This window comes from Paenibacillus sp. GXUN7292 (assembly GCF_050864975.1).
GTDB lineage: Bacteria > Bacillota > Bacilli > Paenibacillales > Paenibacillaceae > Pristimantibacillus.
In genome coordinates this window covers 94,915-119,620 of sequence record NZ_JBOZWO010000009.1, presented here as the reverse complement: position 1 = coordinate 119,620, position 24,706 = coordinate 94,915, and the positions used below count along the sequence as shown (strand labels likewise).

Sequence of the window (24,706 nt, the reverse complement as noted above, 5' to 3'; positions counted from 1 at the left end):
ACACACTATGAAGTCCGTGCACCAGGTCGGACCCAACCGCTCTAAATTCGGAAAATTTATAAAGCAATTGCTGGTAGATATAAGGAAAGATTGGGATTTATATATTGCATTAATTCCTGGTATCGCATTTTTGCTGCTGTTCAAGTACACGCCAATGTATGGTATCATAATCGCTTTTAAAGATTTTAATATTTTTCAAGGCATGGCGGAAAGCGCATGGGTCGGTCTTAAGCATTTTGAAAGATTGTTTACTTCATCAGGCTTTATGCAAGTATTCCGCAACACACTCATTATTTCGATTTATAAAATCGTATTTTTGTTCCCGCTGCCGATTATTATCGCCATTATGATGAATGAGCTGAGAAAAGCTATTTTCAAGCGGACCGTCCAAACGATCGTCTATTTGCCACATTTTCTTTCTTGGGTTATTGTAAGCGGTTTATTCATTGACCTGCTTTCCGTAAATGGCGGGCTAGTCAATAAGCTGATCGTGTCGCTGGGCGGAGAGCCGATTCGCTTTTTTCTGGACAATGACATATTCCGCTCCCTGCTGATCACCTCTGCCGGCTGGAAGGAGATCGGGTGGAACTCGATCATCTATTTGGCTGCGATGGCTGGCATCGATCCGCAGTTGTATGAGGCGGCCAAAATCGACGGGGCTAATAAATGGAGGCAGACGTTCCACATTACATTGCCGGGCCTTATTCCGATTATTGCCCTGATGTTTATATTGAGGCTTGGCGCGATTCTGGAAGCAGGCACCGAGCAAATTCTCGTCATGTACAATCCGAGCGTGTACAAGGTGGCAGACGTAATAGGCACTTATGTGTACCGTGTCGGACTCGGGGAGCAAAATTACAGCTTTTCTACCGCAGTCGGATTGTTTGAATCGATCATCGCCTTTTTCCTCATTATTACAGGCAATTACTTGAGCAGAAAATATTTGCAGCGCGGCATTTGGTAAGGGGGTATCAATTATGAAAGCAGTAACAGGCTCAAATGCTATTAAAGATTCTGTCGGAGAAAAAATATTTTCTGTGTTCAACTATACTTTTTTCATTCTTTTCAGTCTGACGACGCTGTTTCCTTTTATCAATCTGATTGCGAAATCGCTAAGCAGCGAAGCGGCAGTGTTATCGGGCAGGGTCAATTTACTTCCTGTTGATATCCAATTCGGCACCTATAAATACGTGGCGAGCAATGCCATGTTCCTCAATGCATTAAAGGTCTCTGTCTTTATTACCGTTGTCGGAACGCTGCTTGCTTTATTTATGACTGCATTGGCAGCGTATCCATTATCAAAGGTGAGGCTGCGCGGCAGAACATTTTTTATCATCATGTATATTTTTACGATGCTGTTTAGCGGCGGCTTGATTCCTACTTACTTGCTTATGCGCAGCATCGGATTGGTTGACCAGCTGCCGGTATTGTTTCTGCCCGCGATGATCAGCGTCTACAATATGCTCATTATTAAAAGCTATTTCGAAAATTTGCCGGATAGCCTGGAGGAATCGGCCAAATTGGACGGTGCCTCCAACCTGACCATTCTATGGCGCATTACGATCCCGCTTTCGCTGCCCGTGCTTGCGACAATCGCGCTATTTTACGCAGTGCAATTTTGGAATGATTATTTCGCATCTTTAATTTATATTAACTCGCCAAGCTTAAAGCCGCTGCAGCTGTACTTGAAGGAGCTGTTCGTTACATCGAGCGATGCCTTCCTAAGAAGCGGCAATCAAATAAATGTCGAGGCTGCGATGAATGCATCGCCGCAGTCGATCCAGGCGGCCTCCATTATTTTGGCGACGCTGCCAATCTTAATCGTCTATCCATTTTTGCAAAAGTATTTTGTCAAAGGCGTTCTAATCGGTTCCGTGAAGGGTTAAAGCATGTAAATTTCAGCAGGAGGTGAGGGAGAAGGCGGAAGGATGCCAGGGAATGGGAATTATGCAGTGGTTATAATTTTTCATTTACAATAGGGAGGTAGGTAGAGATATGAAAAAAGCAATTATGACTTCAATATCCATCATTATGATCCTGTCATTAATTATTGGCTGCAGCAGCGGAGGCGGCAAAGAGGGTGGCAGCTCCAGCTCGCCATCGCCATCTCCAAGCAATAATACACCTGCTAGTGAAACGCCTGCAGAAAATAAGGAAAAACCTGTGCTGCGCCAGCTTATGCCTTACAACCGCTTTGATCCTAACAGTTATGTTGTTTCTGATTTTTTAAGAGAAGCTACTGGCTATGAAGTCAAATATGATATGCTGCCGGTAGAAAATGCCGATGAAAAATTAAATCTTCTAATGGCTAATCAAGAGCCTTATGATTTTGTGAAGGTGAATCCCACTCAATTCGCTCACCTGGCTTCGTCAGGAGCACTAGAGCCGCTGGATGAGCTGATTGAAAAGCATGGAACGAATATGAAAAATGTGATTAGTGAAAATACTTGGAACGGCGCGAAGATGAATGGGCAAATACTGGCGATCCCTGAGTCCTCAGCGAGCGGCTTGTCTGTCGGCACTGCCTTATTATACAGGCAGGATTGGCTGGATGAGCTGAGCTTGCAGGCTCCGACGAATTTGGATGAGCTGGTCAATGTGCTGAAAGAAATTAAAGCAAAGAAAAAGGTTATTCCTTTGACGGGCGGCAAGGACCCTTTCCAAGGTGAAATTGGTTCTGCTATGGGTTGGAATTATGGCATAGGCCAACAATTCAATGTGGCAGGCGATAAGATTATTCATATGGTAGAAGACCCGAAAACAGTCGAATACTTAACGTTTATGAATCAGTTGTATACAGATGGCTTGCTTGATCCGGAGTGGGCGATTAATCAGGCAAACATTCTTATCGAAAGATTCTCAAGCGGCCAGGCCTTTATGCTGCGTGAAGGCTGGTGGAATGCGGCAAATATTAATAATGCAATGTCATCCAGCAATCCGAATGCTATAATCGGCATACTGCCTCCAATGAAGGACGCAAGCGGCAAAGCAGGCGCGATGGCTTCAGGCGGTATTTCGAACTTTATCGTTATTCCGAAGTGGGCGCCTAATAAAGAAGAAGCGATCAAATATCTGGATATGAAATTTGAAGAAGCAACGTTCAAAAAGCTTGCGATTGGAGAAGAAGGCAAGCATCATAAGTTTGAGGACGGTAAATACTACCCGATCCTTCCTATTTTTGAGGATGAATGGAACTTTGCGAGCGATCTGTTAACAGGAATCGATGAAGAGAAATATCCAACCTATTGGCAGGCGCGTGTACGCAAAAATCCATTCGTACAAACTTATTATGAAACGATGCAGGAAAATGCGAAGGGCATAATTTACTACGATGCTTTAACATTTGCTCCGCCAATCGCTGATGTTTCCAAGCATAAGCTGAAGCTTCACAAATTTGTGGAGGATGAGTTTATTAAGTTTATTACTGGAGCAGAGCCAATCAGCAACTACGATAAGTTTGTACAGCAATGGAGAGCTGACGGCGGGGATGAAATGATGAAGGCAGCCAATGATTGGTATGCTACAACAAAATAAATAAGCAGGCCTATGGAGCCCGCAGCAAGCTGCTGCGGGCTCTGGCTGTAACGGAGAGCAAGATTCAATGTATCGAATACCATAGTTGAAAGTGTTACACTTGAATATAGGAACAGCTTCATTCTATTGTAAAGGTGGTTTGAAAAATGAAAAAAAGCGAGTTGGAAGCAGATGTTGTCATATTAGGCGGCGGAACAGGCGGCTGCACAGCGGCTCTTGCCGCTGCCAGCATGGGGATGCGAGTCATCATGACGGAGGAGACCGATTGGCTGGGCGGCCAGCTGACAAGCCAGGCGGTGCCGCCAGATGAGCATCGCTGGATCGAAAGCTTTGGCTGCACCCGGACATACCGGGAATTCCGCGACCGTGTGCGAAGCTACTATAAGAATAATTATCCGATGACGAAAGAGGCATTGGAGGATGAACGGCTCAATCCCGGCAATGGCTGGGTTAGCCGCATTTGTCACGAGCCGCGGGTTGCGCTGCAAATTATCGAGGATATGCTTGCTCCTTATATAAGCAGCGGCAGAATCACTGTTTTATATGGCTATGTGCCTGAATCAGCTTCAACTGCGTCTGACGCCATTGAATGGGTGCAGGTGAAGAATATCGTCTCTGAAGAGGTGTTGAGGCTGACAGGGGCTTACTTTTTGGACGCTACGGAATGCGGGGATTTACTTCCGCTCGTTGGCGCGGAATATGTAACCGGAGCCGAAGCCAAAAGCGAGACGGGTGAGCCGCATGCTGTCGAAGCTGCCGATCCGCTCGACATGCAAGCATTTACTTATGTATTTGCGCTCGATTATAAGGAGGGCGCGGATAATATTATTGAAAAGCCGGAGCAATATGATTTTTGGCGCCAATATATGCCGAGCTTTTCGACCTATCCGCTGTTGAGCTGGTTTGTGCAGGATATTAATAAATCAGATCAAATAAGAAAGTTTACTTTTATGCCTGAGGAAGGCGAGGAAATGCCTTTATGGACATATCGAAGAATTATAGATAAGGATTTGTTTGCAGGGCTGTATGAAAGTGATATAACACTTATTAATTGGGCGCAAAATGATTATTTCCTAGGTCCGATCTATGAGGTGTCTCAGGAGGAAAGAGAAAAGCATTTGCATGGAGCCAAGCAGCTGAGCTTGTCGCTCGTATACTGGCTGCAAACAGAAGCGCCCCGTCCAGACGGCGGCAAAGGGTATCCCGGTCTAAGGCTGCGTAAAGATGTGCTTGGCACGGAAGACGGATTGGCCAAGTATCCGTACATCCGCGAGTCGCGACGGATTAAAGCGATGTATACAATTACAGAAACGGATGTCAGTATAGAGGAGCGAAAAGAGCTCGGAATCAAGCGTTATGAGGACAGTGTCGGCGTCGGCAGCTATCATCTGGATCTGCATCATACGACGAGGACGTATCGCAGCTTCTATATTCCTACTTATCCGTATGAGCTGCCGCTTGGCGCCATGCTGCCAGTACGCGTGAAAAATTTGCTGCCTGCCTGCAAAAATATCGGTACGACACAAATAGCAAATGGCTGCTATCGTCTGCATCCAACAGAATGGAATATAGGCGAGGCGGCAGGCTGCTTGGCTGCTTATGCGGTCAAAAATCGGATTACGCCCCGAGAGGTTAGAGAGAACAAGCAGCATCTGCAAGCTTTTCAAGCGATAATTCAGCAGTATGGCGTTGAGATTCATTGGCCGGATGATATACAGTTGTAAGAGTTGGCATAGCTTTACTATCATAGAGACAGCTATTGCTAATGAAATGTTTTAAATAAATGAACAGGAAGGGAAGACACTATGACTAAGTTAGTACAAATGCTGCAAAAGAAGGAAATGTCACTGATCGTAAGCTTACCGTCTAATAATTATGAAGTATTCCAAGCGGCAGTTGAAGGCGGGGCAGATTCGATTAAAATTCATTTCAATGTTGATCATCGGGCAAGCGGCAATCATTTTTTATCTGTGGATCATTATAAGGAGCTCATAGGGCAAATGGTTAATTCATTTAGCGGCCCGTTAGGAGCTGTTGTAGGAGACGCGCTGCATAAAGTGACTAAAGAGGAAGTGGACCGGCTGGCTGAAGCGGGCTTTGACTTCATATCCTTATACACAAAGCATGCTCCCGGATGGCTATGCTCTGAGCGCAGGTTGAACAGAATGCTGGCGGTAGATAACAATTATACCGATCAATTGATAGCTTCCTTCAGAAGTATGCCTATTGAGGTTCTGGAAGCTTCCATCATACCGGGCGAGGAATACGGAACATCCTTGTCCATTCATGATTTGCTAAACTATCGTCATTTGACAGAGCTGGCAGGCAAGCCGGTAGTTGTGCCAAGCCAGCGCAAAATTGAGGTGCATGATTTGGCAGCGCTGCAAACGGCCGGCGTTCAAGGCGTAATGATCGGAGCAATTGTAACCGGTACGGAGGCGCAATCGATATACGAAGCAACGAAAAAAATGCGGCAAGAGCTTGATAGACTAGCAGGTTAAACAGGAGAGTGACTCAAATGTGGAAAATAGCGCTTCTTCCGCTGGACAGCCGCCCATGCTGCCAGCAGTTTCCTCAGTTAATCGCCAATATTGCCGGTGCAAAGCTAGTTACGCCGCAGATCGAGCTGCTTGGTAAATTTACGGAGCCCGGAAGCTGCGAGGCGGTTAGCAGTTGGCTTCGTTCTGCAGCCGAGGAGGCAGATGGGATTGTTGTATCGGCGGATCAGCTTGCCTACGGAGGATTGATCGCTTCACGTACGCACGATAGAACATTGGAAGATGCGCTGCGGACACTGGATGTGCTGCGTGACATCAAAACGCGCTATCCTGCAAAGCCCATTTATGTTTCAAGCGTGCTGATGCGTATCGGCATTACAGGCAAAAATGCGCAATTTGCTCAGTATTTACAGCTGGTTTTTGAATACTGTCAGCTGCATGATCGCATTAATCGGCTTAAGGAAACAGGGCTGGAAGAGCCATTCAAGCGGGTTAAGGAGCAGATTCCTGAGGAAGTGCTGTCCGATTTTTTTAAAGCTCGCGAGCGAAACATGCATATTCATAAGCTTCTGATTGACTGGGCAGCGTCCGGGGCGATTGATTTTTTAACGATAACACAAGAGGATGCCAGTCCTGTAGGCCTGCATGTATCGGAGCAGTATGAGCTGCAGCGTTATATTTATGAACGCAGCGTTCAGGCTAAGACGATGATATACCCTGGGGCGGATGAAGCCGCGCAGACGCTGCTTGCAAGATTGCTGCAGAACCTGCAGCAAAAGCGGATTAAGGTGTATCCGCAATTTACGTCCGAGTCTGCTAAGCTTGCTGTTGCTCCGTATGAGGACAGACCAATTAATGAGAGCGTAAAGCTGCATTTATGGGCGGCGGGGGCTATAGTGGTGGAGACGCCGAATGAGGCTGATTTTATTTTATCTGTGAGCGCTCCAATGAACCACGCAAGCATGCCTGCCAGCGGGCTTAGAACAGCCTTCTTTGATTCACGCCATATGCTGACGGATCTGGTAGAGAAGGTAAAGTATGATTTGTCAGCAGGACGCAGGGTTGCAATAGCAGATGTCGGGCTGCCTAATACAGCGGATATAGAGCTTATCCAATATTTATTGGATGAGCGGCTATTTACCCAATTGAGCGGTTATGCGGGATGGAATACAGCCGGCAATGCGCTGGGAACTTGTATAGCCCATGCTGTAGCACGAACGCTTAATGATAAGGATGACGGCGAAAATAGTAAAGAAGCTGATCATGCACATTATTCTTTTTTAATGTCACGGCTAATGGATGAATGGGGATATCAAGCGAAGGTAAGGGATCAGGTAAACGATTGGGTAACGAAACATACGTCGGTTAGCCCATGGAACTTGGAGTCGGATTACGAGGTTGTCAATGAACAAGCAGTTCTGCGTATGAATGATCTGTTTGCAGCTGTGAAGCAGCGGCTGCTCGAGGCACAGCAAGCCTCCGCAGCAGCCGGCTGCAGGGAATGGATTGACGCAGAGTTAACCTTCGTACAGCTGCCCTGGAACCGCACGTTTGAAATTGACGTACGTGTAGAGGTAAAGCTGAAATAGGATGGATTTTTTAAAAACACGCCTGTCTAAAGGACGGCGGAGCCGTTTATCCTTGATATTTCAGCTTTAAGATATTTTGCTCCGATGCAAATGTAGTGCTATTGAATAAAAGCAGAGCATCATTAATTTGGTGCTCTTGCATATAGCCGCTAATGCTGCCGTTGTAATAGCGGATATCGATCACATGCAGCTCGCGCACATGATCGGTCAGAAATGGCAGCATGCTGTGAGCATAGGAGTCTTTCACAATGAGCAGCTTGTCAAGATCAGTCTGCTGCTCCGCAAGATCGGATCTGATTTGCATAAGCGCATGAACTCCGCCTTGAAAGTAGGAGTATTTATCTTTTTTATCCAAATAGGAAGGATCATACAAGGAGCTGCTCGTCGTATCTGTATCTGCGATGTACAGCTCTTTGTTTATCGTTTGTTTAGGTTCATAGATTTGAATAGAATCAGGCTTTACTCCGCTGAACAAGCTTCTCGTATGAAAGCTTCCAAGAAAGCTGTTGGTTACCGTATTGATTTGGAACTGGTCCTCCTCAAGCGGCTTCCAGCCCATTTGCTCCGCATAAGCTTTATAGGCCAAATAGGCGCCGTAGGTCGTCCAGTGATGATCTGTTTTATAATAAAGCGGCTTGTCGCTATTTTTCATTGGCTCCAGAAAGGTGAAGCCGTCAAGCCAGCTTAAGCTATGCTCAACCTGTTGTCCGATAAATTGATGAATCAGCTGCTGAGAATAGGATTGCGCAAGTAAAGGCAGCTTGTCAGAGTAAAGACCGATAGAGGTCGGGGCTAGCAAAAACGTTATATTTTGGCTTGGATACCGGCTTGCAAATTGATTGACAGCATCGGTGTATTGCGTCAGTTTGCCGTAATCTGGCTCCTCCAGCTTCTCGAATAGATAGCCGTCCTTGCCGCGGTAGATACCGTTGTTTTCTGACTGCAGCCTGATCTGCTCCATAACAGATTTGCTTTGCACCCATTGGTCGCGAAATGGAAAATGGTCGGTTACATAGGTTTCAGCATCCTTTGTGAACGAACCGTCAAACAGCTTTTTCCATGTAAATTGCGGCACCGCCTGCAGGCTGCGATTTTCCAGCTCGGAGAAAAAGCTTTTGGGCAGCAGCATGAACAGGAGACATAAGGCGCTTAGAATAGAAATGAAGCTCCATGTGTACAGCTTGCTGATCGTTCTATTTGTTGATGACATGTCTGGAGCCTCCTTGCCTAAAACCTGAAGTATAGAAACGGATTGAATGAAGCATCAACCAAATAAGCAATTGAAGCTAACAGCAATAACAAGTGCCAAATAAGTCCAGCTGCTTGAACGGAAGCTGAGCTTGCCCGATTAACGAGCAGCTTTGCTTTGCTGATTGGGATAGACGCTGCGATGAGCAGCAGCAGCAAGATGGCGTTTGTATACCATTCATACAGTGCGGCATCGTTCCATAATGGCATGCTGTTGCCGCCAAACATCGCTGTAAAATATGCAGCGATATCAGGCAGTGATTCTAACGCGAACAGCACCCATCCGAATAAGATGAGCAGCAAAGCGTAGCTATGCCTTATCCAAGCTGGCGATGCTTGCAAAAACCGCAGTATAAACCATTTTTCAAATATAAGGATAATGCCGAAATAAACGCCCCATAACAAAAAGTTCCAGCTTGCGCCATGCCAAATTCCAGTCAGCATCCAGACGATGGCAATGTTGCGCAGCTGCTTGAGCAGGCCATTTCTGTTGCCTCCCAGCGGGATATAAACATAGTCGCGAAACCATGTTCCGAGCGAAATATGCCAGCGCCGCCAAAACTCCGTAATGCTTTGCGATATATAAGGATAATTGAAGTTTTCATTGAAACGAAAACCTAACATTAGCCCAAGTCCGATAGCCATGTCCGAATAGCCGCTGAAGTCGAAATATATCTGGAATGCAAAAGCGATTATACCGAGCCAGGCCATAAGCACCGTCAAACTGCCAGTGGGCTGTGAAGATATTTGATCCCATAACAGGCCGATATTGTTGGCGAGCAGCACTTTTTTGGCAAGTCCGATAATAAATCTGCGTACGCCTTCTGCAAACATGGAATGCCCGATTGTGCGATCGCACAATTGCTTCGCAATCGTTGTGTACTGTACGATTGGCCCGGCAACAAGCTGCGGAAAGAGTGAAATATAAGCAGCAAAATCAAGCCAATTGCGCTGAGCCTCTGCATCTCTGCGGTACACATCGATAATGTAGGAAATCGATTGGAATGTATAGAAGGATATGCCGATCGGCAGCGGCAAATCAAGCAGAGGCATGGAAGTTCCCAGCAGGCTGTTCAAATTACTGATTAAAAAATCGGCGTACTTGAAAAAGCCAAGCACGCCCAGATTAATTGCTATTGATGCAGCGACGATAAGCTTTCTGCGCAAAGGGCTATGCTTTGGACTGCTCAGAAGCAATCCGAATACATAATCGCCGATCGTAGCAAATAGCATCAGCAGAATATAGACAGGCTCTCCCCAAGCATAAAATACAAGGCTTGCAAGCAGCAGCACCAGATTTTTCAAGCGCTTGGGAGAGACATAGTATACCAGCAATACGGCTGGCAAAAACAGAAACAAAAATAATAGGCTGCTAAAGACCATGTGGCCTCCATCTTTCTCTAGTTAGTAGAAGGTCGTTTTATTTTGCTTCAAAGAAGCTGTTGAAGGTTTCAACAATTTGATCGGCCGACTCAGAAATAACGAATAGCATGTATTTATCGTTTGTTACAATTTTATAATTTTTCGCATTTTCATATTGATCCGGCAAGTATGTTTCGAACTGCTTCTGAACATCGGCGGCACGCTTTTTCATGCCTTCTTCAATTGCAGCCTTGGACGCATCGTCCTTTGCTTTGAAAATAGCAATTTCATTCGTTTTCACATTCATCATAGGCATCTTGATTGCTAGCTGTTCAGCAATCGCCGGGTCCAAATGATACATATCTTTTACCATTTGCGCATCCATCGCTATAAGAGATGGCTGTTCAACTATGCTTAAAATAGCGTCCACCATCTCGGCAGGTGTGCTTTCAGTTGTAATGTTAGCCGCGCCATTGCCATCATTATCGGAAGGCTGCTGTTCATTGTCATTGTCAGGTTCTTTATCTTTATCTCCATCATTGTCATTTGATTGGTTGCCAGCACCATTGCCGGAGTTGTCACTTGCGCCTTGCTCAGTTGGAGGCGTAGCTTCAGGATCCTTTTTGTCGTTGCCAGCACAGGCTGTCAAGGCAAGTCCCATTGCGATTACTAGCATAAATGCAATTATTCTTTTTTTCATATGTTTCTCATGCTCCTTTATGTCTAAGTTGTGGTCCACATTATCTCAAACGGGTATGGGACAAATTTTGTTGCATACTTACTTAAACCTGCTACTTCTGAACTAAGTCATATAGGTGTTTTTTTACAATTGAACAGATGGAGATTCTATGTTTGTATATTCGATTATTGCTTTGAAATAGCGGAATTTGTGAAACATTTGGATGTACCGCTCCAATTACTATTTGCGGTAGATTGTGAAATAATTCCATGATCAGCCCGATGACTGATGGATCATTTAAAGAGCATCTAATGACAAAAGACTGTTGCGGGCTTTAATCGCGCTGGTTTTTTATTATTAATGCACAGTTTTATTCGATTTTTCAGGCAAACGATGATAAAATGCATACAACAGCATTTTTGCGAAATATTGACTTTGAGCGGTCTGTAGGAGGAACTTTAAATGGAGTACATTAGTACAAGAGGCAAGGTTGGCAATATCGGATTTATTGATGCTTTTATGATGGGGCTTGCAAATGATGGCGGTCTTCTTATTCCAAAAGAAATTCCGGCAGTTTCAGCTGAGCAATTGAAAGATTGGCAAAAATTAAGCTATCAAGAGCTAGTGCTTGCCATCTTTGAATTATACACGAACGGAGAAATTCCCCAGGAGGATTTGAAGCAGCTCATTAAAGACAGCTATTCAACCTTCCGTACACCTGAAGTTACACCTGTTCATAAATTAAATGACGAGCTTTATTTGCTAGAGCTATTCCACGGCCCAACGTTTGCGTTCAAGGATATTGCATTGCAATTTATGGGGCAATTATACAGCTATGTAGCATCGAAGAAGGGCGAGAAGATTCATATTCTTGGCGCAACTTCGGGCGATACAGGCGCTTCGGCCATTGAGGGCGTTCGCGGCAAGGAAGGCATTAAAATTTGTATATTGCATCCGAACGGCAAAGTAAGCCGCGTGCAGGAGCTGCAAATGACAACTGTTATGGATGACAATGTGCTGAATCTTTCAGTAGAAGGAAACTTCGACGATTGCCAGCGCATGATCAAGGAGCTGTTTGCTGATCTTGATTTCAAAGCAAAAAATCATTTGGCAGCTATTAACTCAATCAACTTTGTACGCATTATGGCACAGACGGTTTATTACTTCTATGCGTATTTCCGCGTGGCGGAGCAAGCTGGTGCTGTTAAAGTTAACTTCAGCGTGCCTACAGGCAACTTCGGTGATATTTTTGCAGGCTATTTGGCGAAGCGCATGGGATTGCCGGTTAATCAGCTGATTTTAGCTACTAACGAAAACAATATACTTGAGCGCTTTATTCATGAGGGCATCTATATGCCGGGCGAATTCCGCGCGACATACTCGCCATCGATGGATATTCAAGTTGCGAGCAACTTTGAGCGCTATTTGTACTATGTGCTTGACGAAAATCCAGAGACGATTGCCGGGCTTATGGAGCAATTCAAGGCTGAGGGCAAAATCGAAATTTCGCAAGAGGCACTTGCCAAGGTGCAGGCAGAATTCAAATCGCATGGCGTAGGCGGAAACGAGTGTCTGGCTACAATTACTCACCATAACAAGGAAAGCGAATATTTGCTTGATCCGCACTCTGCTTGCGGCGTAGCTGCAGCTGAGAAATGCGCTCCTGCAAAGGAAATCACTATTTCTCTTGCTACGGCTCATCCAGCGAAATTCAATGAAGCGATTGAGCTTTGCGGCATTGAGCAATCCTTCCCAGAGCAAATTACAGCGCTATTCGATAAGCCTCAGCGTCAAACGCTTGTTGATGGCGTATTGGCTGATATCGTAGCCGAGCTGGAGAAGTTCTACAATAGTTAACAGCGGCAGAAGGGCATTCCCTGCAACACATATTTATTCCATGTCATAGTGTTATTATTCTGACCCGCTAATTATTTAGCGGGTTTTGTTTGAATTATAGGAGTTTATAGCTTAACTTTCGCAGAGCAAAATCGGCATAAAAGGGAAAGCGCACTTTAAAATCAACTGCCTTAACTGCTTAACGGTTGCTGGAGAGGCTATTTCGTTTATTTCAGCTCATTTGAAAATGTAAGGGTTGTCACGAGCGTTATTGCACCCTTTCCTGAGCAAAATCAGTGTTTTTTGGGAAATTAAGCGCAATTGCAACCGTTAGAAAATTATAACCATCATAATTTCATGAATAGCGTTTGTGGCAACCCTTAGAAGTTCATTATTGTCAGTACAACTGCGACGAAGCAAGTCAACTCGACTTAAATGCAAGGAAATTTAAGTTTGGTTAGAGCTTCTGCTTGTGTACAGTGGTAAGCTTAGTAAGTATGATAAGTAAATTTAATCGAATAGGACAATTGTAAATCGGAGGCTGTTCAGGATGCAGGAGAAAGGATCTACAGATAAAACAAGAAACGACTTCCATCTAAGCCATTTGGCTTCTGTCGGACAAATAGCCGCGGGTATCGCCCATGAGGTTAAAAACCCGCTGACTGCCGTCAAAGGATTTCTACAGTTGTTAAAAGAAAGAAATGAAAGGGATTACATAGAAATTGCTGAATCAGAGCTAGAGAATGCAATTGATATTTTGCAAAACTTACTTCATGTGTCTAAGCCTGATTTAGAGGAAGAGCCTTACGTATCGATTGACTTGACAGTCGAGCTGGAATCGTTGACACAGCTGTTCCAGGATCAATTTTATCGGGTTTCTGTTCATACCAATTTGCAAGAACCAGGCACATACATTTTGGGTAAAAAGAATCAATTAAAAAAGGTGTTTTTCAATTTGTTGAAAAACGCTTTCGAGGCTATCCCTGAAAAAGGTTCGATCCATATTGAGCACTTGTCAACTGAGGATGAAGTGACAGTTTGTATCCAGGACGATGGTGTAGGCATCCCGCATGAAAAGCTTCGTATGCTGGGTACTCCATTTTTTACGACGAAAGCAAATGGTACCGGGATGGGGCTGACTCTCGTATACTCGGTGATTTATCAGCATAACGGTTCGGTCGAAGTGCAGAGCATGGAAAACGCGGGAACCAAATTTACAATTACTTTTCCGAAAGAAACAAAGAATATGAAATGGAAAGAGGTAATTTGTCTGGAGTTGGAACAAACGACGAACTTGACAGATTTTTTCATAGTAAACCGAGAAGTTTTCGAACGACGCTTGTTGATGGAAGCGGTCAGCGTCCGGGATAAAATCGAAGAAATTCTTGCCATCGGGAATATTAACTTGTTGGATAACGCTCATAAGCTGGTGCTATTCGTTATTGAAGGAAAAGAGTATGAAGTAATTGCTTTTGCAAAGCAGGAAGGAATTACATGGGCGAAGCATTCGTTAACTCTCGCCTTCAAATTGGAATGGATCCAGGCAGTTCGACGTGTCATGTGGGACTTTTTGTATAATTATGATCGACAGCACAACCAAAACGCCAGCAAGGAGCATTATTTTAACCTGGAAAAAAACATCAATCAGTTAATGGATCAATTCCTTAATCAACTATTCATCAGCTACTCGCATTTTAAAGATGATCTGATACTGGCTCAGCGAGAAATGGTAACGGATCTTTCCGTTCCGATTATTCCGTTGACGCCATCAACTTCTATTCTGCCCTTGATCGGCACGATCGACGAGGCCCGCGCCGACACGATTGAGGACAAAGTCATTACGCAAATCGGCAATGAGCGAATCGAAACGTTAATCATTGATTTGTCTGGTGTAATGGAGATGGAGCCCGATATCGTTAGAAAGCTTATCAACGTCTTAGATGGGATTACTATGTTGGGTGGTCAGCCAATCGTAACTGGGCTCCGGCCGGAGATCGTGAAAATGATGATTCGGTCGGGCTTGTCCTTCGAACATAAAGCAATTACAAAAGGCACCCTGCAGCAAGCGTTAGTGGATCATTTGAAATAATCTTGTATTTAAGAGCAAGGGATATGTTTACTTCAGCGCACGATTCCTCAGCGCAGAAGGAGAGGCTTGCTTGTGCTTCTTGAACGTGCGGCTGAAGTAATAAATATCGTTGAAGCCGGATCTAGCTGCTATATCGGTTATTGACAGGCTGCTATGGCGCAGCAGGTAGTCGGCCTTGTCAAGCCGAATGGCCGTTATATATTCGGTTATCGTTCTTCCGCTGATCTCCTTGAACAGGCGGCTGAAGTGAAAACGGCTAAGCCCGGTCATATCCGCCAGCAAATCTACGGAAAGCTCCTCGGAATAGTGCTCCTCTATATATTGAAAGACGGGGTCAAACCGCTCTATATTTTTCATGCGCTGTACATATTCGTCCTGTGACAGCTCTGTTGCAACGTGATTGCGCAGCAAAATCGTCAGCAGACGATAAAGCTCGGCTTTAATGGCAAGCTCATAGCCGAATTGCTGCTGCGACAGCTCTTCGACGATAACCATCATACATCGCTGAGCAGCGCTGTCATCTTTAATATAATTGTGCAGCAGCAGCCGATTTTGCGAAATCGGCGTAATGAATTTGCTCTCAGCCGCGTCTACGAATTGGCTTTGCAGCAGTGATAAATCTGCAATTAGCGCGTAATAGGACAGCTTGTTGGATAAGCTTACGCCATAGTGAAGCTCATTGCTGTTCACGACAACAATATCGCCCGCTTTGGCAATAATCGGCTTGGAGCCGCACTCGAAATTAGCAACGCCTTCTACGACATACAGAATTTCGATGTGCTCATGCCAGTGATGCGGAAACACGACTTTTCCATACTGCTCATAGTTAATGCGATGCACCTTTATAGGAAAATTGGGATTGGGCATATTCATCGTCTCGCGCAGCGATTCGATTTTTTTCATATTGCAGGAACCTCCTCCTGAATAGCACAAAAGTACAAATAAAACGCACACCGATTCATGGCAACTTGTTTCCATTACATTATAATACGTAGTGAGAAGATAATACACTATTTGTATGAAGTATACTAATTGAGGTGACTGGGGTATGAAAAAAGTACAGGTTGGCGTTATTGGTGTAGGCTCGATTTCACAAATGCATCTGGACTCGTATCACAAGCATGATGGTGCAACAATTTATGCTGTTTGTGACTTGAATGAAGAGCGTGCAAAACAGGTTGCAGAAAAGTACGGCGCAACGAAGGTTTATACAGACTATAATGAACTGCTTGCTGATTCTGAGGTAGAAGCAGTTAGTATTTGTACATGGAACAACACCCATGCTGAAATTAGTATTGCAGCACTTCGTGCAGGCAAGCATGTGCTTGTTGAGAAGCCGCTCTGCCGCACAGTAGAGGAAGCGCTTGCGGTTCAAAAAGCTGTGGAGGAAACAGGAAAGCTGTTGCAGGTTGGTTATGTTCGCCGTTACGATTCCAATGCGCAGATGCTGCGCGATATGGTTGATAAAGGTGAATTTGGCGAGCTGTATTATGCCAAGGCTTCTAATCTTCGCCGCTTCGGCAACCCAGGCGGCTGGTTCTCAGATATTGAGCGCTCAGGCGGAGGACCGCTTATTGATATCGGCGTTCATGCCATTGACCTTTGCTGGTACATGATGGGCCGTCCAAAAGTAGTATCGGTTAGCGCAAATACTTACAAAAAGCTTGGCAACCGTGCAAACATCAAAAACCTGTCCCACTACAAGGCAGCGGATTATGATGCTACGAAGAATACGGTTGAAGATTTGGCAAATGCTATGATTCGCTTTGAAAATGGCGCTTCTATTATGGTTGATGTGAGCTTTACGCTGCATGCCAAAAAGGATGAAGCATCGATCAAGCTTTACGGTGAAAAGGGCGGCTTTGAAATCGATCCTAATCTCGTTATTGTTTCCGAGAAAAACGACACTATTCTAAATATTGTTCCGCAAACAGACAGCGATAAATTCGAGTTTGTGAGCGCGTTCCAAAATGAAATCAATCATTTTATTGATTGTGTAACAAATAATAAGCAGCCAATCAGCCCAGTTGCTGACGGTGTAGAAATGATGAAGATTCTATGTGCAATTTATGAATCAGCAGCTAAAGGCGCGGAGGTAAGACTATGAAATTAGGAGTAAGCACTTATAGTTTATATAAAGCATATGCCGCAGGCGAAATGTCAGTAACCGACATTATTGCTTATGTCGCTGAGATTGGCGCAGATCATGTTGAAATCGTTCCGATTGGCTACAATCTTGTCGAGCAGCCGGAAATGATCGATACGATTAAAAATCAAGCTGCGAAAAGCGGTATCGAATTGTCCAACTATGCGATTGGCGCAAACTTTGCGGATTTGAACGATGAAGATTACCGCAAAGAAATCGAGCGTGTGAAGAAGGAAGTGGACGCAGCAGCAGCGCTTGGCGTTAAGCGCATGCGTCATGATGTTGCTTCCTCGAAGGATCTTTCGATCTCCAACTTCCTTAGGCAGCTGCCGCGCCTTGCTGATGCTTGCCGCGAAATTGCTGATCATGCGAAGCAATACGGCATTATTACAAGCGTGGAAAACCATGGCTTTTTCATTCAACACAGCGACCGCGTGCAAGCACTAGTTCATGCGGTAGATCGTGAAAACTTCAGAACAACATTAGATGTCGGCAACTTCCTATGTGCGGATGAGCCTTCAATTCAAGCAGTTAAAAACAATATTTCTATCGCTTCTATGGTTCATATCAAGGACTTCTTCTACCGTCCTGCAGACAGACAGCCAGGCGATGGTTGGTTCAATACGACGAACGGCAACTGGCTAAGAGGCACAATCGTCGGCCATGGCGATATCGACATGCGCCAGGTGCTCAGCATCGTAAAAGGCAGCGGATACGACGGCTACTTGTCCATCGAGTTTGAAGGCATGGAAGAGTGCAAAAATGCAACGAAGCTTGGCTTTAACTATGTGAAGCAGGTTTGGAACTCACTATAATACCGAGGAGGCGTATAACAAATGGCAATGGAAAATAAAATTGGTGTCATTGTAGACAGCTATCAGGTAGGCGTGCGTGAGGGCTTGAAGAAAGCAAAAGCAGCTGGCGCCGATGGCGTACAAATTTATGCAGTTAAAGGTGAATTTTCTCCACAAGCGCTAAATGCTGCGGCGAGAAAAGAATACCGTGACTATATTGAATCGCTAGGTCTTGAAATTTCCGCAATCGTTGGGGACTTGGGTGGCCATGGTTTCCAGGATGCATCGGCTAATCGTCAAAAAATCGATGAATCCAAGCGCATTATGGAGCTTGCAATGGATATGGGGACGAACATTGTTACGACTCATATCGGTATTGTGCCAGACGACAAAAACTCTGCGATTTACGAAGCAATGCACAAAGCTTGTGACGAGCTGAGCACATTCGCAAGCGAAATGGACGCCTATTTTGCAATTGAGACAGGTCCGGAAACCTCTGCACATTTGAAGAGCTTCCTGGATACGCTAAGCTCCAAAGGTGTTTCCGTCAACTTTGACCCTGCTAATATGGTCATGGTTACAGGCGATGATCCGGTGCAAGGCGTACACAATCTGAAGGATTACATCGTGCATACGCATGCCAAAGACGGCATTCAGCTTCGCCCGGTTGATCCTCGTGAAGTATATGGCTTCCTTGGCTTTGAAAAAGGCATGGATCATGATGTTATTGCTCAAATGGCTGAATCCGGCGCTGCTTTCCGTGAAGTTCCGCTTGGCGAGGGCAGCGTAGATTGGAAGGCCTATTTGCAGGCGCTTCAAGATATCGGATATAAAGGCTACCTAACGATTGAGCGCGAGGTAGGCACGAATCCGGAGGCTGATATTCAGCTTGCCGTAGATTTCTTGAAAAAGCTGAAAGGCTAATCATTTCATTATAAAATAAGAAGAATGCTTAACGGCTGCAGCAGCTGTTAGGCATTCTTTTTTTTGCGATCCTTGATATTATAAGAATTTATAAGTTTTCACTATAAACTAGTTCTTATAATTCACCAGTAAACGCGCCTTGTCCAAAAGACGGCGGAGTCGTTTATCCTTAAATTATAAGACTTTATATGTTTTTACTATAAACTAGTTCTTATAATTCTCGAAGAAACCGTACGTCTGAGAAGGACGACTGTGTTGTTCTTTCTTGATAGAACAAATCTTTGTTGTCAGAAGTTACTAATGCAGCATAACTATACAAAATGCCCAGAACCGTTCTGTGCATGCGGACTGATGCTATAATAAAATCACAGAAATGATGAGTATGACATATAGCGGAGAGGGGACGCAATTCGTGGGGGCAATTTGGAAAAGGCTGTTTCCGCAAAAGCTAAAGTATCGTTTATTTATGTCTTTTTTTATTCTCATTTTAATTCCATTTAGTGTGCTGCATTTTTATAATTATCAGCGGGTTGAACTCGTTATCCAGCAAAAAATCAGCGAGAAAAGCCATGATCAGCTGGAGCAAATTATTCAATCGCTCGAGGACGTAATGAGTATCGCCTTTAAAACCTGGATTATGCTGGAGCAGGATTTGAAAGTCAAATCGATTCTGCTTCAGCCTGAAGAAGGATCTATCCTGGGTAATAAACGGGAAATGGAAGAAAAGTTTACCTCCATTAACAACAGCTTGTTTTTGCTTAATCCATTTGTTTATTACACCGTGCTTGATTTGAAAGGCAATATTTATACGTCATTTCAGCCTCGACGGGCTTTGAAATATGATGACTATAAAAGCAAGGATTGGTTCAGCACCGTGTTGAATAGCGATAGCTATGCCAAATGGATTACGAATGATGAAAACTATGTTTCGAACGATATTTCCTCCAGCAAGCAGCTTTTATCGATGTACATGGCTTTCAAGGATAAAAAAAATAATATGAAGCCTTACGGCATTGCCCGGATTAGCATTGATTACAACTACTGGTTCAAGTCTGTTATACATCGCTCATCACGGGATCAGAGCTATTTTATGGTTACTGGCGATGGGAAAATGGTAGCTCAGTCATCAACTGAGCTCAGTCTATCAGAGGAAGCTATGCTGCGGATTATTGAGGGTGGAGAAAAGGGCTATTTTATTGATAAAACTTCTGCAGCGCTAGTTAATTACAGTTATATTCCGACGCTTGATTGGTATATGGTAAATCGGACGCCGTCCGAAATATTGTTCAGTGAAATAGAGATGATGAAGAGCCAATATTTTTTAACGTTTGCGGCCTTTATGGCATTGTTCATTATGATGACGTTTATCATTTCTTCTACCATTACCCGTCCATTATATCATTTGCAAAAAAAGATGCGCGATGCGGTTCATAAGAGCTTGCGGATCCGATTGCCGCAGGATAAATACTCTGGTGAAATTCTTGAGCTGACCCGAACCTTCAATACGATGCTGGACGATATGAATACTTTAATCCAAAAGCTGAAAGAGGAAGAACGGCAAAAGGAAGCAGTGCATTTTAGAATGCTGCTGTCTCAGATGAATCCTCATTTTCTGTTGAATACGTTAAATACGATGAAATGGAGCGCCATCCGAAGCCAAAATGAAGACATAGAGGAAATGTGTGTGGCACTCGGAAAGCTGCTGGAAATGAGCCTAAATTCGGAGATTGATATGATTCATTTGAAGGATGAGCTGGAGCTCGTACAAGCTTATGTCCATATTCAACAAATCCGTTTTAAATATAATCTTGAGGTGGAATATGAGGGCGAGGAGGACACGCAATTTGCACTAGTGCCAAAGTTCAGTATTCAGCCGCTGGTTGAAAATTCAATCCGCCATGGCATTGGAGCTAATGGAGATAACATCAAAATTAAGATCAAAATATCTAAAGCAGAGAAGGACCGCTTGCGAATCGATATTATTGATAATGGCATTGGTTTAAAAGAAGCAGCGGAACAACGCCCCGGAAGAACACGGCGTGGCATTGGCATCTCCAATCTGAAGGAGCGTCTGGAGCTTCTGTTTAAAGAAAAAGGTCACCTCATATTAAAAGATGCTGAAGCAGGAAAAGGTACGCATGCCCGCATAGAAATTCCGCTGCTGCTGTCTATGCCGTATGAAATGTTAAATGGAAAACAACAAGAAATGGGGGAAGTGTGATGTGGAGAGTCATTCTTGTTGAAGACGAAGTGTTCGTTAGGGAATCGGTGAAGGAGCTGATCGATTGGAACAGCATGGGGTTTGAGGTAGCGGGGGAGGCAGGCAATGGCGTTGAAGCTCTGCAGCTTATTCATGATATGAAGCCCGATCTCGTACTGGCAGATATTATTATGCCGCAAATGGACGGAATCGAGCTGCTCAAAAAAACGCGAGAGGCTGGCTACAAGACGAAGTTTGTTATGCTCACTTGCATGAGTGAGTTTGAATACTTGCGGCAAGCGATGGAATACGGCGCCTCCAACTATATTTTGAAGCTGTCTATGAATGTAAAAGACTTGCGTGAAACGCTGGGCAAAATTAGAGAGGAATTAAATAAAGAGCTGGCTGAGACAGCATCTGTTCAAGGGACTGGGACTAATGCTCCAAGCAAAAACAATCCAGCTTCGGAAGATTTGGCAAAGCATCCGGCCGTTGGAATCAAATTAGAAGAAGAAAAAATAACTCATCCGGAAGTAAACAAGATTATTGCGTATATTGAAGAGCATTATGCCGAGGATTTATCTGTAAAGTTTTTATCGCAGTATGTCGTTATGGGAGAGAACTACGTCAGCTCCTTATTTAAAAAGAAAACGGGGCAGACGCTTATTCATTATTTGCATCAGGTCAGAGTGGAGAAAGCGATCTGGTATTTGAAGAACTCAAAATTAGCCATTTCTGAAATCGGAGCGAAGGTAGGCTTCGTTAATGATAATTATTTTATTAAAATATTTAAGCGCTTCACCAATGAGACGCCCAGCCAGTATCGCAAGCAGCATGAATAACGGCGACCGGAAAATGATTGAACAAAACTATGTCTATGACAAAGCTCAAATTTGCTAATAATTGTTCTATCAATTTGACAGATTTGTTTATTCAGTGTTGGACTTCTGATTGTTAAGCTAAACATGTCAGCGATGGCAAATATAACGAAAGCAACAATTCAAGAGGAGGTCGGCACTTTGAACAACAGAAAATGGCTTACAGTATTGCTCGTATGCATGCTTGCTATTGGCTTGCTTGCAGGCTGCTCCAGTAAAGGAAATGAAGGCGGAGGGGGAGCTGCTTCTAACAATCCGGGGAATAACGGAGGCAGCGGAGGCTCGAAGGATGCACCAATCAAGCTGACGATGTGGGGAGGCGTTCCGCCGGAATCAGGTCCTCAAGCGGCAGTCGATAATTGGAATGCGGAGAATCCTGATATTCAAGTCGAGTATATCCGTTTCGTAAATGATGACGAAGGGAACTTGAAGCTGGATACAGCGCTTTTGACAGGACAAAATGTTGATTTATTCGTTGGCTACGATCTAACAAGGTTGACGAAGCGAGTTGAATCCGGAGCCGTGCTTGATTTAAGCGAATTCACAGATTATCCGATCGTTGAAAAAATAGGACCGGATTCAGAATCGTGGAAGATAGACGGAAAGTTTTATGGCATTCCAACTAAAAAAAGCGTAAACTTTGTCGCCTTGAATAAAGATATGCTTGATGAAGCGGGACTTGAAGTGCCGAAGGAATGGACTTGGCAGGAGCTGCGTGAGTATGCCAAAATTTTGACGAAGGATAATCGTTATGGCTTTATTCAGCATCTAGAAACATTCCCTGGCCCTATGGATTCTATTCTGGATAAAACAGGCTATGTCAAAGCGGACGGCGCTTCGAATATGGATGATCCTAAAATCGTGGAGTGGCTGGAGCTAATGAACGGCATGATGAGCGAAGATAAATCGACTCCTCCATTAGGTGAACAAATTACTTCCAAAATGCCGGTTGAAAATGTATTCCTAAGCGGTGAAGCGGCTATGCTCAATATTGGAGAATGGCTGATCCGCAGCTCAAACAATTTTACAGACTTCCCGCGTGATTTTGAAATCGCTTTTGCGCCAGTTCCAAGAATGATGGATAATCCGGAAGATTTCCATATCGTCGGGGGCCTTGGTGATATTGTTTCGATTAACGCCAAGACGAAACATAAAGAAGCAGCTTGGGAATTTTTGAAATGGTATACCGATGGAGGAATGACGCCGCTTGCTGCGGGCGGAAGACTGCCGGCTTCCAAGGAAGTCGATCAGGAGGTAGCGCTGAAGAGCTTGCTCGGCGGCAATGAAGCTACTTATGATGTTCCTTCACTGAATTATGTTTTGTTTGAAGATCCGACCGTTACGTTCGTCAGCAGCATTCCACAAGAGATGAAGGACATGCGCAGACAGGAGTATGAGAAGTATTTCCTAGGCAATCAAAGCGTAGCAGATACAGTTGCGAATATGGTGAAGCGCCATAATGAGTTTTTGAAAAAATAAGCAGCGCTACCAGGGCGATCCCATGTCATGAACATGACGGGGATTGCCCTTTTTTTATTTCGCGGACACACGTTCCGTTATTCGCCCAAATAATGCAATTTTTGAAGTTTCGCGGTCACAGGTTCCGCTATTCGCTCATTTACTGCCCTTTTCTTAGTGTTTTTGGAGCAATAGCGGAACGAGTGTCACTTTTATCGCGCAAATGAAGCAATTTAAGCACAATAGCGGATCGTCTGTCCAGCTAACCGTCACGCATACGGCGCAATAGTACATTTGGATCGTCTGTCCAGCTAGCAGTCACGCATACGGCGCAATAGTACATTTGGATCGTCTGTCCAGCAAACCGTCACGCATACGGCGCAATAGTAAATTTGGCATGTCTGTCCAGCAAATCGTCACGCTTACTTGGCACAATAGAACATTTCTTTCCTAGTTCCGCAATTGCGAATAATTGTTATATCAATCAGGTGGTTTTGTTCCTTAATTTGTGCGCCAGTCCTTGTTATCTTTAGAGTGACATAAAGAGAAAGAAGGCGGTTGAATGAACAACTGGATGAAACGGCAAAGCAAGCTTGGCTATTTGTTTATCGGGCCGAATATGCTAGGGATATTCGTATTTTTTGTATTGCCAGCGATATACTCCTTTTATTTAATGTTCACAAATTACAAATTTATGAATCCGAATGTAGAGTTTATCGGCCTTGCCAATATTAAACGTATGCTTAACGATGAAGTGTTTTATATTTCCTTAAAAAATACGGCCATTTTCTTATTGTCTGTGCCGGTGTCCATCGCGCTGGCTTTTGTCGTGGCCGTTGTGCTGAATCAAAAGCTGTATCTTAAAAAGCTGCTAAGGGCTTTATACTTTTTGCCGTATATTACAAGCGGCGTAGCCGTTGCGTTTGTATGGATGCTTCTGTTCCAGCCGACGCAAGGCCCCATTAATGCCGCACTTAAAATGATCGGGATTGCCAAGCCGCCAGGATGGCTGTCAACTACGGATACTTCCATGATTGCGATTGATATTATCTGGATTTGGTTTATGCTCGGCTACAACATGATTATTTATTTGGCGGCATTGCAGGAGGTATCTCCTGAGCTGCTCGAGGCGGCCAAAATCGATGGAGCGCGGCCGTTTCAATTGCTGCGCAAGGTCATTTGGCCGCTCGTCAGCCCAACGACCTTTTTATTGCTTGTAACAGGAATGATAATGACTGTCAAAACGTTTGGAATTATTCAAGCCATTACACAAGGCGGCCCGGGCAGCAGTACGACGATTTTGTCCTTGTATGTGTATCAAAATGCTTTCCGCTACTATGAAATGGGCTATGCTTCAACGATTTCCTGGGCTCTGTTCCTAATCATCCTATTGATTACGCTGGTGCAATGGGCAGGACAGAAACGTTGGGTTCATTACTAAAGAGGGGGAAGCAGGATGAAGGCATCGCTG

At 44.4% G+C, this 24,706-nt stretch carries 19 protein-coding genes; 15 read left to right on the top strand and 4 right to left on the bottom strand.

The window, feature by feature from the left end:
* Positions 1–7 precede the first annotated feature (7 nt).
* From ACRRU2_RS10375 to ACRRU2_RS10350, 6 genes are all read left to right on the top strand, one after another.
* Positions 8–964, top strand: a complete 957-nt coding sequence (locus ACRRU2_RS10375) for an ABC transporter permease (protein WP_331699704.1) — start codon at positions 8–10, stop codon at positions 962–964.
* 13 nt (positions 965–977) lie between these two features.
* Entirely contained in the window at positions 978–1,886 is a 909-nt protein-coding gene (locus ACRRU2_RS10370) for a carbohydrate ABC transporter permease (RefSeq protein WP_331699703.1), read from the top strand.
* 109 nt (positions 1,887–1,995) lie between these two features.
* Entirely contained in the window at positions 1,996–3,534 is a 1,539-nt protein-coding gene (locus ACRRU2_RS10365) for an extracellular solute-binding protein (protein WP_432501343.1), read from the top strand.
* Positions 3,535–3,680: 146 nt separating this feature from the next.
* Positions 3,681–5,258: an FAD-dependent oxidoreductase gene (locus ACRRU2_RS10360; RefSeq protein ID WP_432501341.1), complete on the top strand. Its 1,578-nt coding sequence runs from the start codon at positions 3,681–3,683 to the stop codon at positions 5,256–5,258.
* Positions 5,259–5,339: 81 nt separating this feature from the next.
* Positions 5,340–6,035 carry a hypothetical protein gene (locus ACRRU2_RS10355; protein ID WP_432501338.1) on the top strand — a complete coding sequence of 232 codons (696 nt, stop codon included), beginning with the start codon at positions 5,340–5,342 and terminating at the stop codon, positions 6,033–6,035.
* Positions 6,036–6,052: 17 nt separating this feature from the next.
* On the top strand, positions 6,053–7,621 hold the full coding sequence (locus tag ACRRU2_RS10350; RefSeq protein ID WP_432501335.1) for a DUF4127 family protein: 1,569 nt from the start codon (positions 6,053–6,055) through the stop codon (positions 7,619–7,621).
* A 46-nt stretch (positions 7,622–7,667) separates the two neighbouring features.
* Here ACRRU2_RS10350 and ACRRU2_RS10345 read toward each other — a convergent pair whose 3' ends face one another.
* Genes ACRRU2_RS10345 through ACRRU2_RS10335 form a run of 3 tightly spaced genes read right to left on the bottom strand, consistent with a single transcriptional unit; the run spans position 7,668 to position 10,931 of the window.
* Positions 7,668–8,831, bottom strand: coding sequence for a DHHW family protein (locus ACRRU2_RS10345; protein ID WP_432501333.1), 1,164 nt, complete (start codon positions 8,829–8,831; stop codon positions 7,668–7,670).
* A 17-nt stretch (positions 8,832–8,848) separates the two neighbouring features.
* The gene (locus tag ACRRU2_RS10340) at positions 8,849–10,252 is read right to left on the bottom strand and encodes an MBOAT family O-acyltransferase (RefSeq protein ID WP_432501331.1); all 1,404 of its coding nucleotides are present in this window, start codon (positions 10,250–10,252) and stop codon (positions 8,849–8,851) included.
* 37 nt (positions 10,253–10,289) lie between these two features.
* Entirely contained in the window at positions 10,290–10,931 is a 642-nt protein-coding gene (locus ACRRU2_RS10335) for a DUF4358 domain-containing protein (RefSeq protein WP_432501329.1), read from the bottom strand.
* 441 nt (positions 10,932–11,372) lie between these two features.
* Between ACRRU2_RS10335 and thrC the strand changes: the two genes are divergently transcribed.
* Complete coding sequence (thrC, locus tag ACRRU2_RS10330) at positions 11,373–12,767, top strand: threonine synthase (protein WP_432501327.1); 1,395 nt, start codon at positions 11,373–11,375, stop codon at positions 12,765–12,767.
* Between the two features lie 529 nt (positions 12,768–13,296).
* Entirely contained in the window at positions 13,297–14,835 is a 1,539-nt protein-coding gene (locus ACRRU2_RS10325) for an ATP-binding protein (RefSeq protein WP_432501325.1), read from the top strand.
* 27 nt (positions 14,836–14,862) lie between these two features.
* Here the strand turns inward: ACRRU2_RS10325 and ACRRU2_RS10320 are convergent, their stop codons facing one another.
* On the bottom strand, positions 14,863–15,738 hold the full coding sequence (locus ACRRU2_RS10320; RefSeq protein ID WP_331699693.1) for an AraC family transcriptional regulator: 876 nt from the start codon (positions 15,736–15,738) through the stop codon (positions 14,863–14,865).
* Between the two features lie 145 nt (positions 15,739–15,883).
* Between ACRRU2_RS10320 and ACRRU2_RS10315 the strand changes: the two genes are divergently transcribed.
* The 7 genes from ACRRU2_RS10315 to ACRRU2_RS10285 all read left to right on the top strand — a co-directional run bounded on the left by ACRRU2_RS10315 (position 15,884) and on the right by ACRRU2_RS10285 (position 24,676).
* Complete coding sequence (locus tag ACRRU2_RS10315) at positions 15,884–16,942, top strand: Gfo/Idh/MocA family protein (RefSeq protein WP_331699692.1); 1,059 nt, start codon at positions 15,884–15,886, stop codon at positions 16,940–16,942.
* Positions 16,939–17,796 carry a sugar phosphate isomerase/epimerase family protein gene (locus tag ACRRU2_RS10310; protein WP_331699691.1) on the top strand — a complete coding sequence of 286 codons (858 nt, stop codon included), beginning with the start codon at positions 16,939–16,941 and terminating at the stop codon, positions 17,794–17,796. Before ACRRU2_RS10315 ends, ACRRU2_RS10310 begins: the two co-directional genes overlap by 4 nt.
* 21 nt (positions 17,797–17,817) lie before the next feature.
* Complete coding sequence (locus tag ACRRU2_RS10305; protein WP_432501321.1) at positions 17,818–18,699, top strand: sugar phosphate isomerase/epimerase family protein; 882 nt, start codon at positions 17,818–17,820, stop codon at positions 18,697–18,699.
* 412 nt (positions 18,700–19,111) lie between these two features.
* On the top strand, positions 19,112–20,920 hold the full coding sequence (locus ACRRU2_RS10300; protein WP_432501319.1) for a sensor histidine kinase: 1,809 nt from the start codon (positions 19,112–19,114) through the stop codon (positions 20,918–20,920).
* Positions 20,920–21,741, top strand: a complete 822-nt coding sequence (locus ACRRU2_RS10295) for a response regulator transcription factor (RefSeq protein WP_432501317.1) — start codon at positions 20,920–20,922, stop codon at positions 21,739–21,741. The genes ACRRU2_RS10300 and ACRRU2_RS10295 overlap by 1 nt, the downstream gene beginning before the upstream one ends.
* Positions 21,742–21,918: 177 nt before the next feature.
* Positions 21,919–23,256: an ABC transporter substrate-binding protein gene (locus ACRRU2_RS10290; protein ID WP_331699687.1), complete on the top strand. Its 1,338-nt coding sequence runs from the start codon at positions 21,919–21,921 to the stop codon at positions 23,254–23,256.
* A gap of 541 nt (positions 23,257–23,797) precedes the next feature.
* Complete coding sequence (locus ACRRU2_RS10285; protein WP_331699686.1) at positions 23,798–24,676, top strand: carbohydrate ABC transporter permease; 879 nt, start codon at positions 23,798–23,800, stop codon at positions 24,674–24,676.
* Positions 24,677–24,706 lie beyond the last annotated feature (30 nt).

Bases quoted from the DNA above. Each gene is read 5' to 3' on its own strand.
- ACRRU2_RS10375 (WP_331699704.1), top strand. From the start codon at position 8: ATGAAGTCCGTGCACCAGGTCGGACCCAACCGCTCTAAATTCGGAAAA.
- ACRRU2_RS10370 (WP_331699703.1), top strand. From the start codon at position 978: ATGAAAGCAGTAACAGGCTCAAATGCTATTAAAGATTCTGTCGGAGAA.
- ACRRU2_RS10365 (WP_432501343.1), top strand. From the start codon at position 1,996: ATGAAAAAAGCAATTATGACTTCAATATCCATCATTATGATCCTGTCA.
- ACRRU2_RS10360 (WP_432501341.1), top strand. From the start codon at position 3,681: ATGAAAAAAAGCGAGTTGGAAGCAGATGTTGTCATATTAGGCGGCGGA.
- ACRRU2_RS10355 (WP_432501338.1), top strand. From the start codon at position 5,340: ATGACTAAGTTAGTACAAATGCTGCAAAAGAAGGAAATGTCACTGATC.
- ACRRU2_RS10350 (WP_432501335.1), top strand. From the start codon at position 6,053: ATGTGGAAAATAGCGCTTCTTCCGCTGGACAGCCGCCCATGCTGCCAG.
- ACRRU2_RS10345 (WP_432501333.1), bottom strand. From the start codon at position 8,831: ATGTCATCAACAAATAGAACGATCAGCAAGCTGTACACATGGAGCTTC.
- ACRRU2_RS10340 (WP_432501331.1), bottom strand. From the start codon at position 10,252: ATGGTCTTTAGCAGCCTATTATTTTTGTTTCTGTTTTTGCCAGCCGTA.
- ACRRU2_RS10335 (WP_432501329.1), bottom strand. From the start codon at position 10,931: ATGAAAAAAAGAATAATTGCATTTATGCTAGTAATCGCAATGGGACTT.
- thrC (WP_432501327.1), top strand. From the start codon at position 11,373: ATGGAGTACATTAGTACAAGAGGCAAGGTTGGCAATATCGGATTTATT.
- ACRRU2_RS10325 (WP_432501325.1), top strand. From the start codon at position 13,297: ATGCAGGAGAAAGGATCTACAGATAAAACAAGAAACGACTTCCATCTA.
- ACRRU2_RS10320 (WP_331699693.1), bottom strand. From the start codon at position 15,738: ATGAAAAAAATCGAATCGCTGCGCGAGACGATGAATATGCCCAATCCC.
- ACRRU2_RS10315 (WP_331699692.1), top strand. From the start codon at position 15,884: ATGAAAAAAGTACAGGTTGGCGTTATTGGTGTAGGCTCGATTTCACAA.
- ACRRU2_RS10310 (WP_331699691.1), top strand. From the start codon at position 16,939: ATGAAATTAGGAGTAAGCACTTATAGTTTATATAAAGCATATGCCGCA.
- ACRRU2_RS10305 (WP_432501321.1), top strand. From the start codon at position 17,818: ATGGCAATGGAAAATAAAATTGGTGTCATTGTAGACAGCTATCAGGTA.
- ACRRU2_RS10295 (WP_432501317.1), top strand. From the start codon at position 20,920: ATGTGGAGAGTCATTCTTGTTGAAGACGAAGTGTTCGTTAGGGAATCG.
- ACRRU2_RS10285 (WP_331699686.1), top strand. From the start codon at position 23,798: ATGAACAACTGGATGAAACGGCAAAGCAAGCTTGGCTATTTGTTTATC.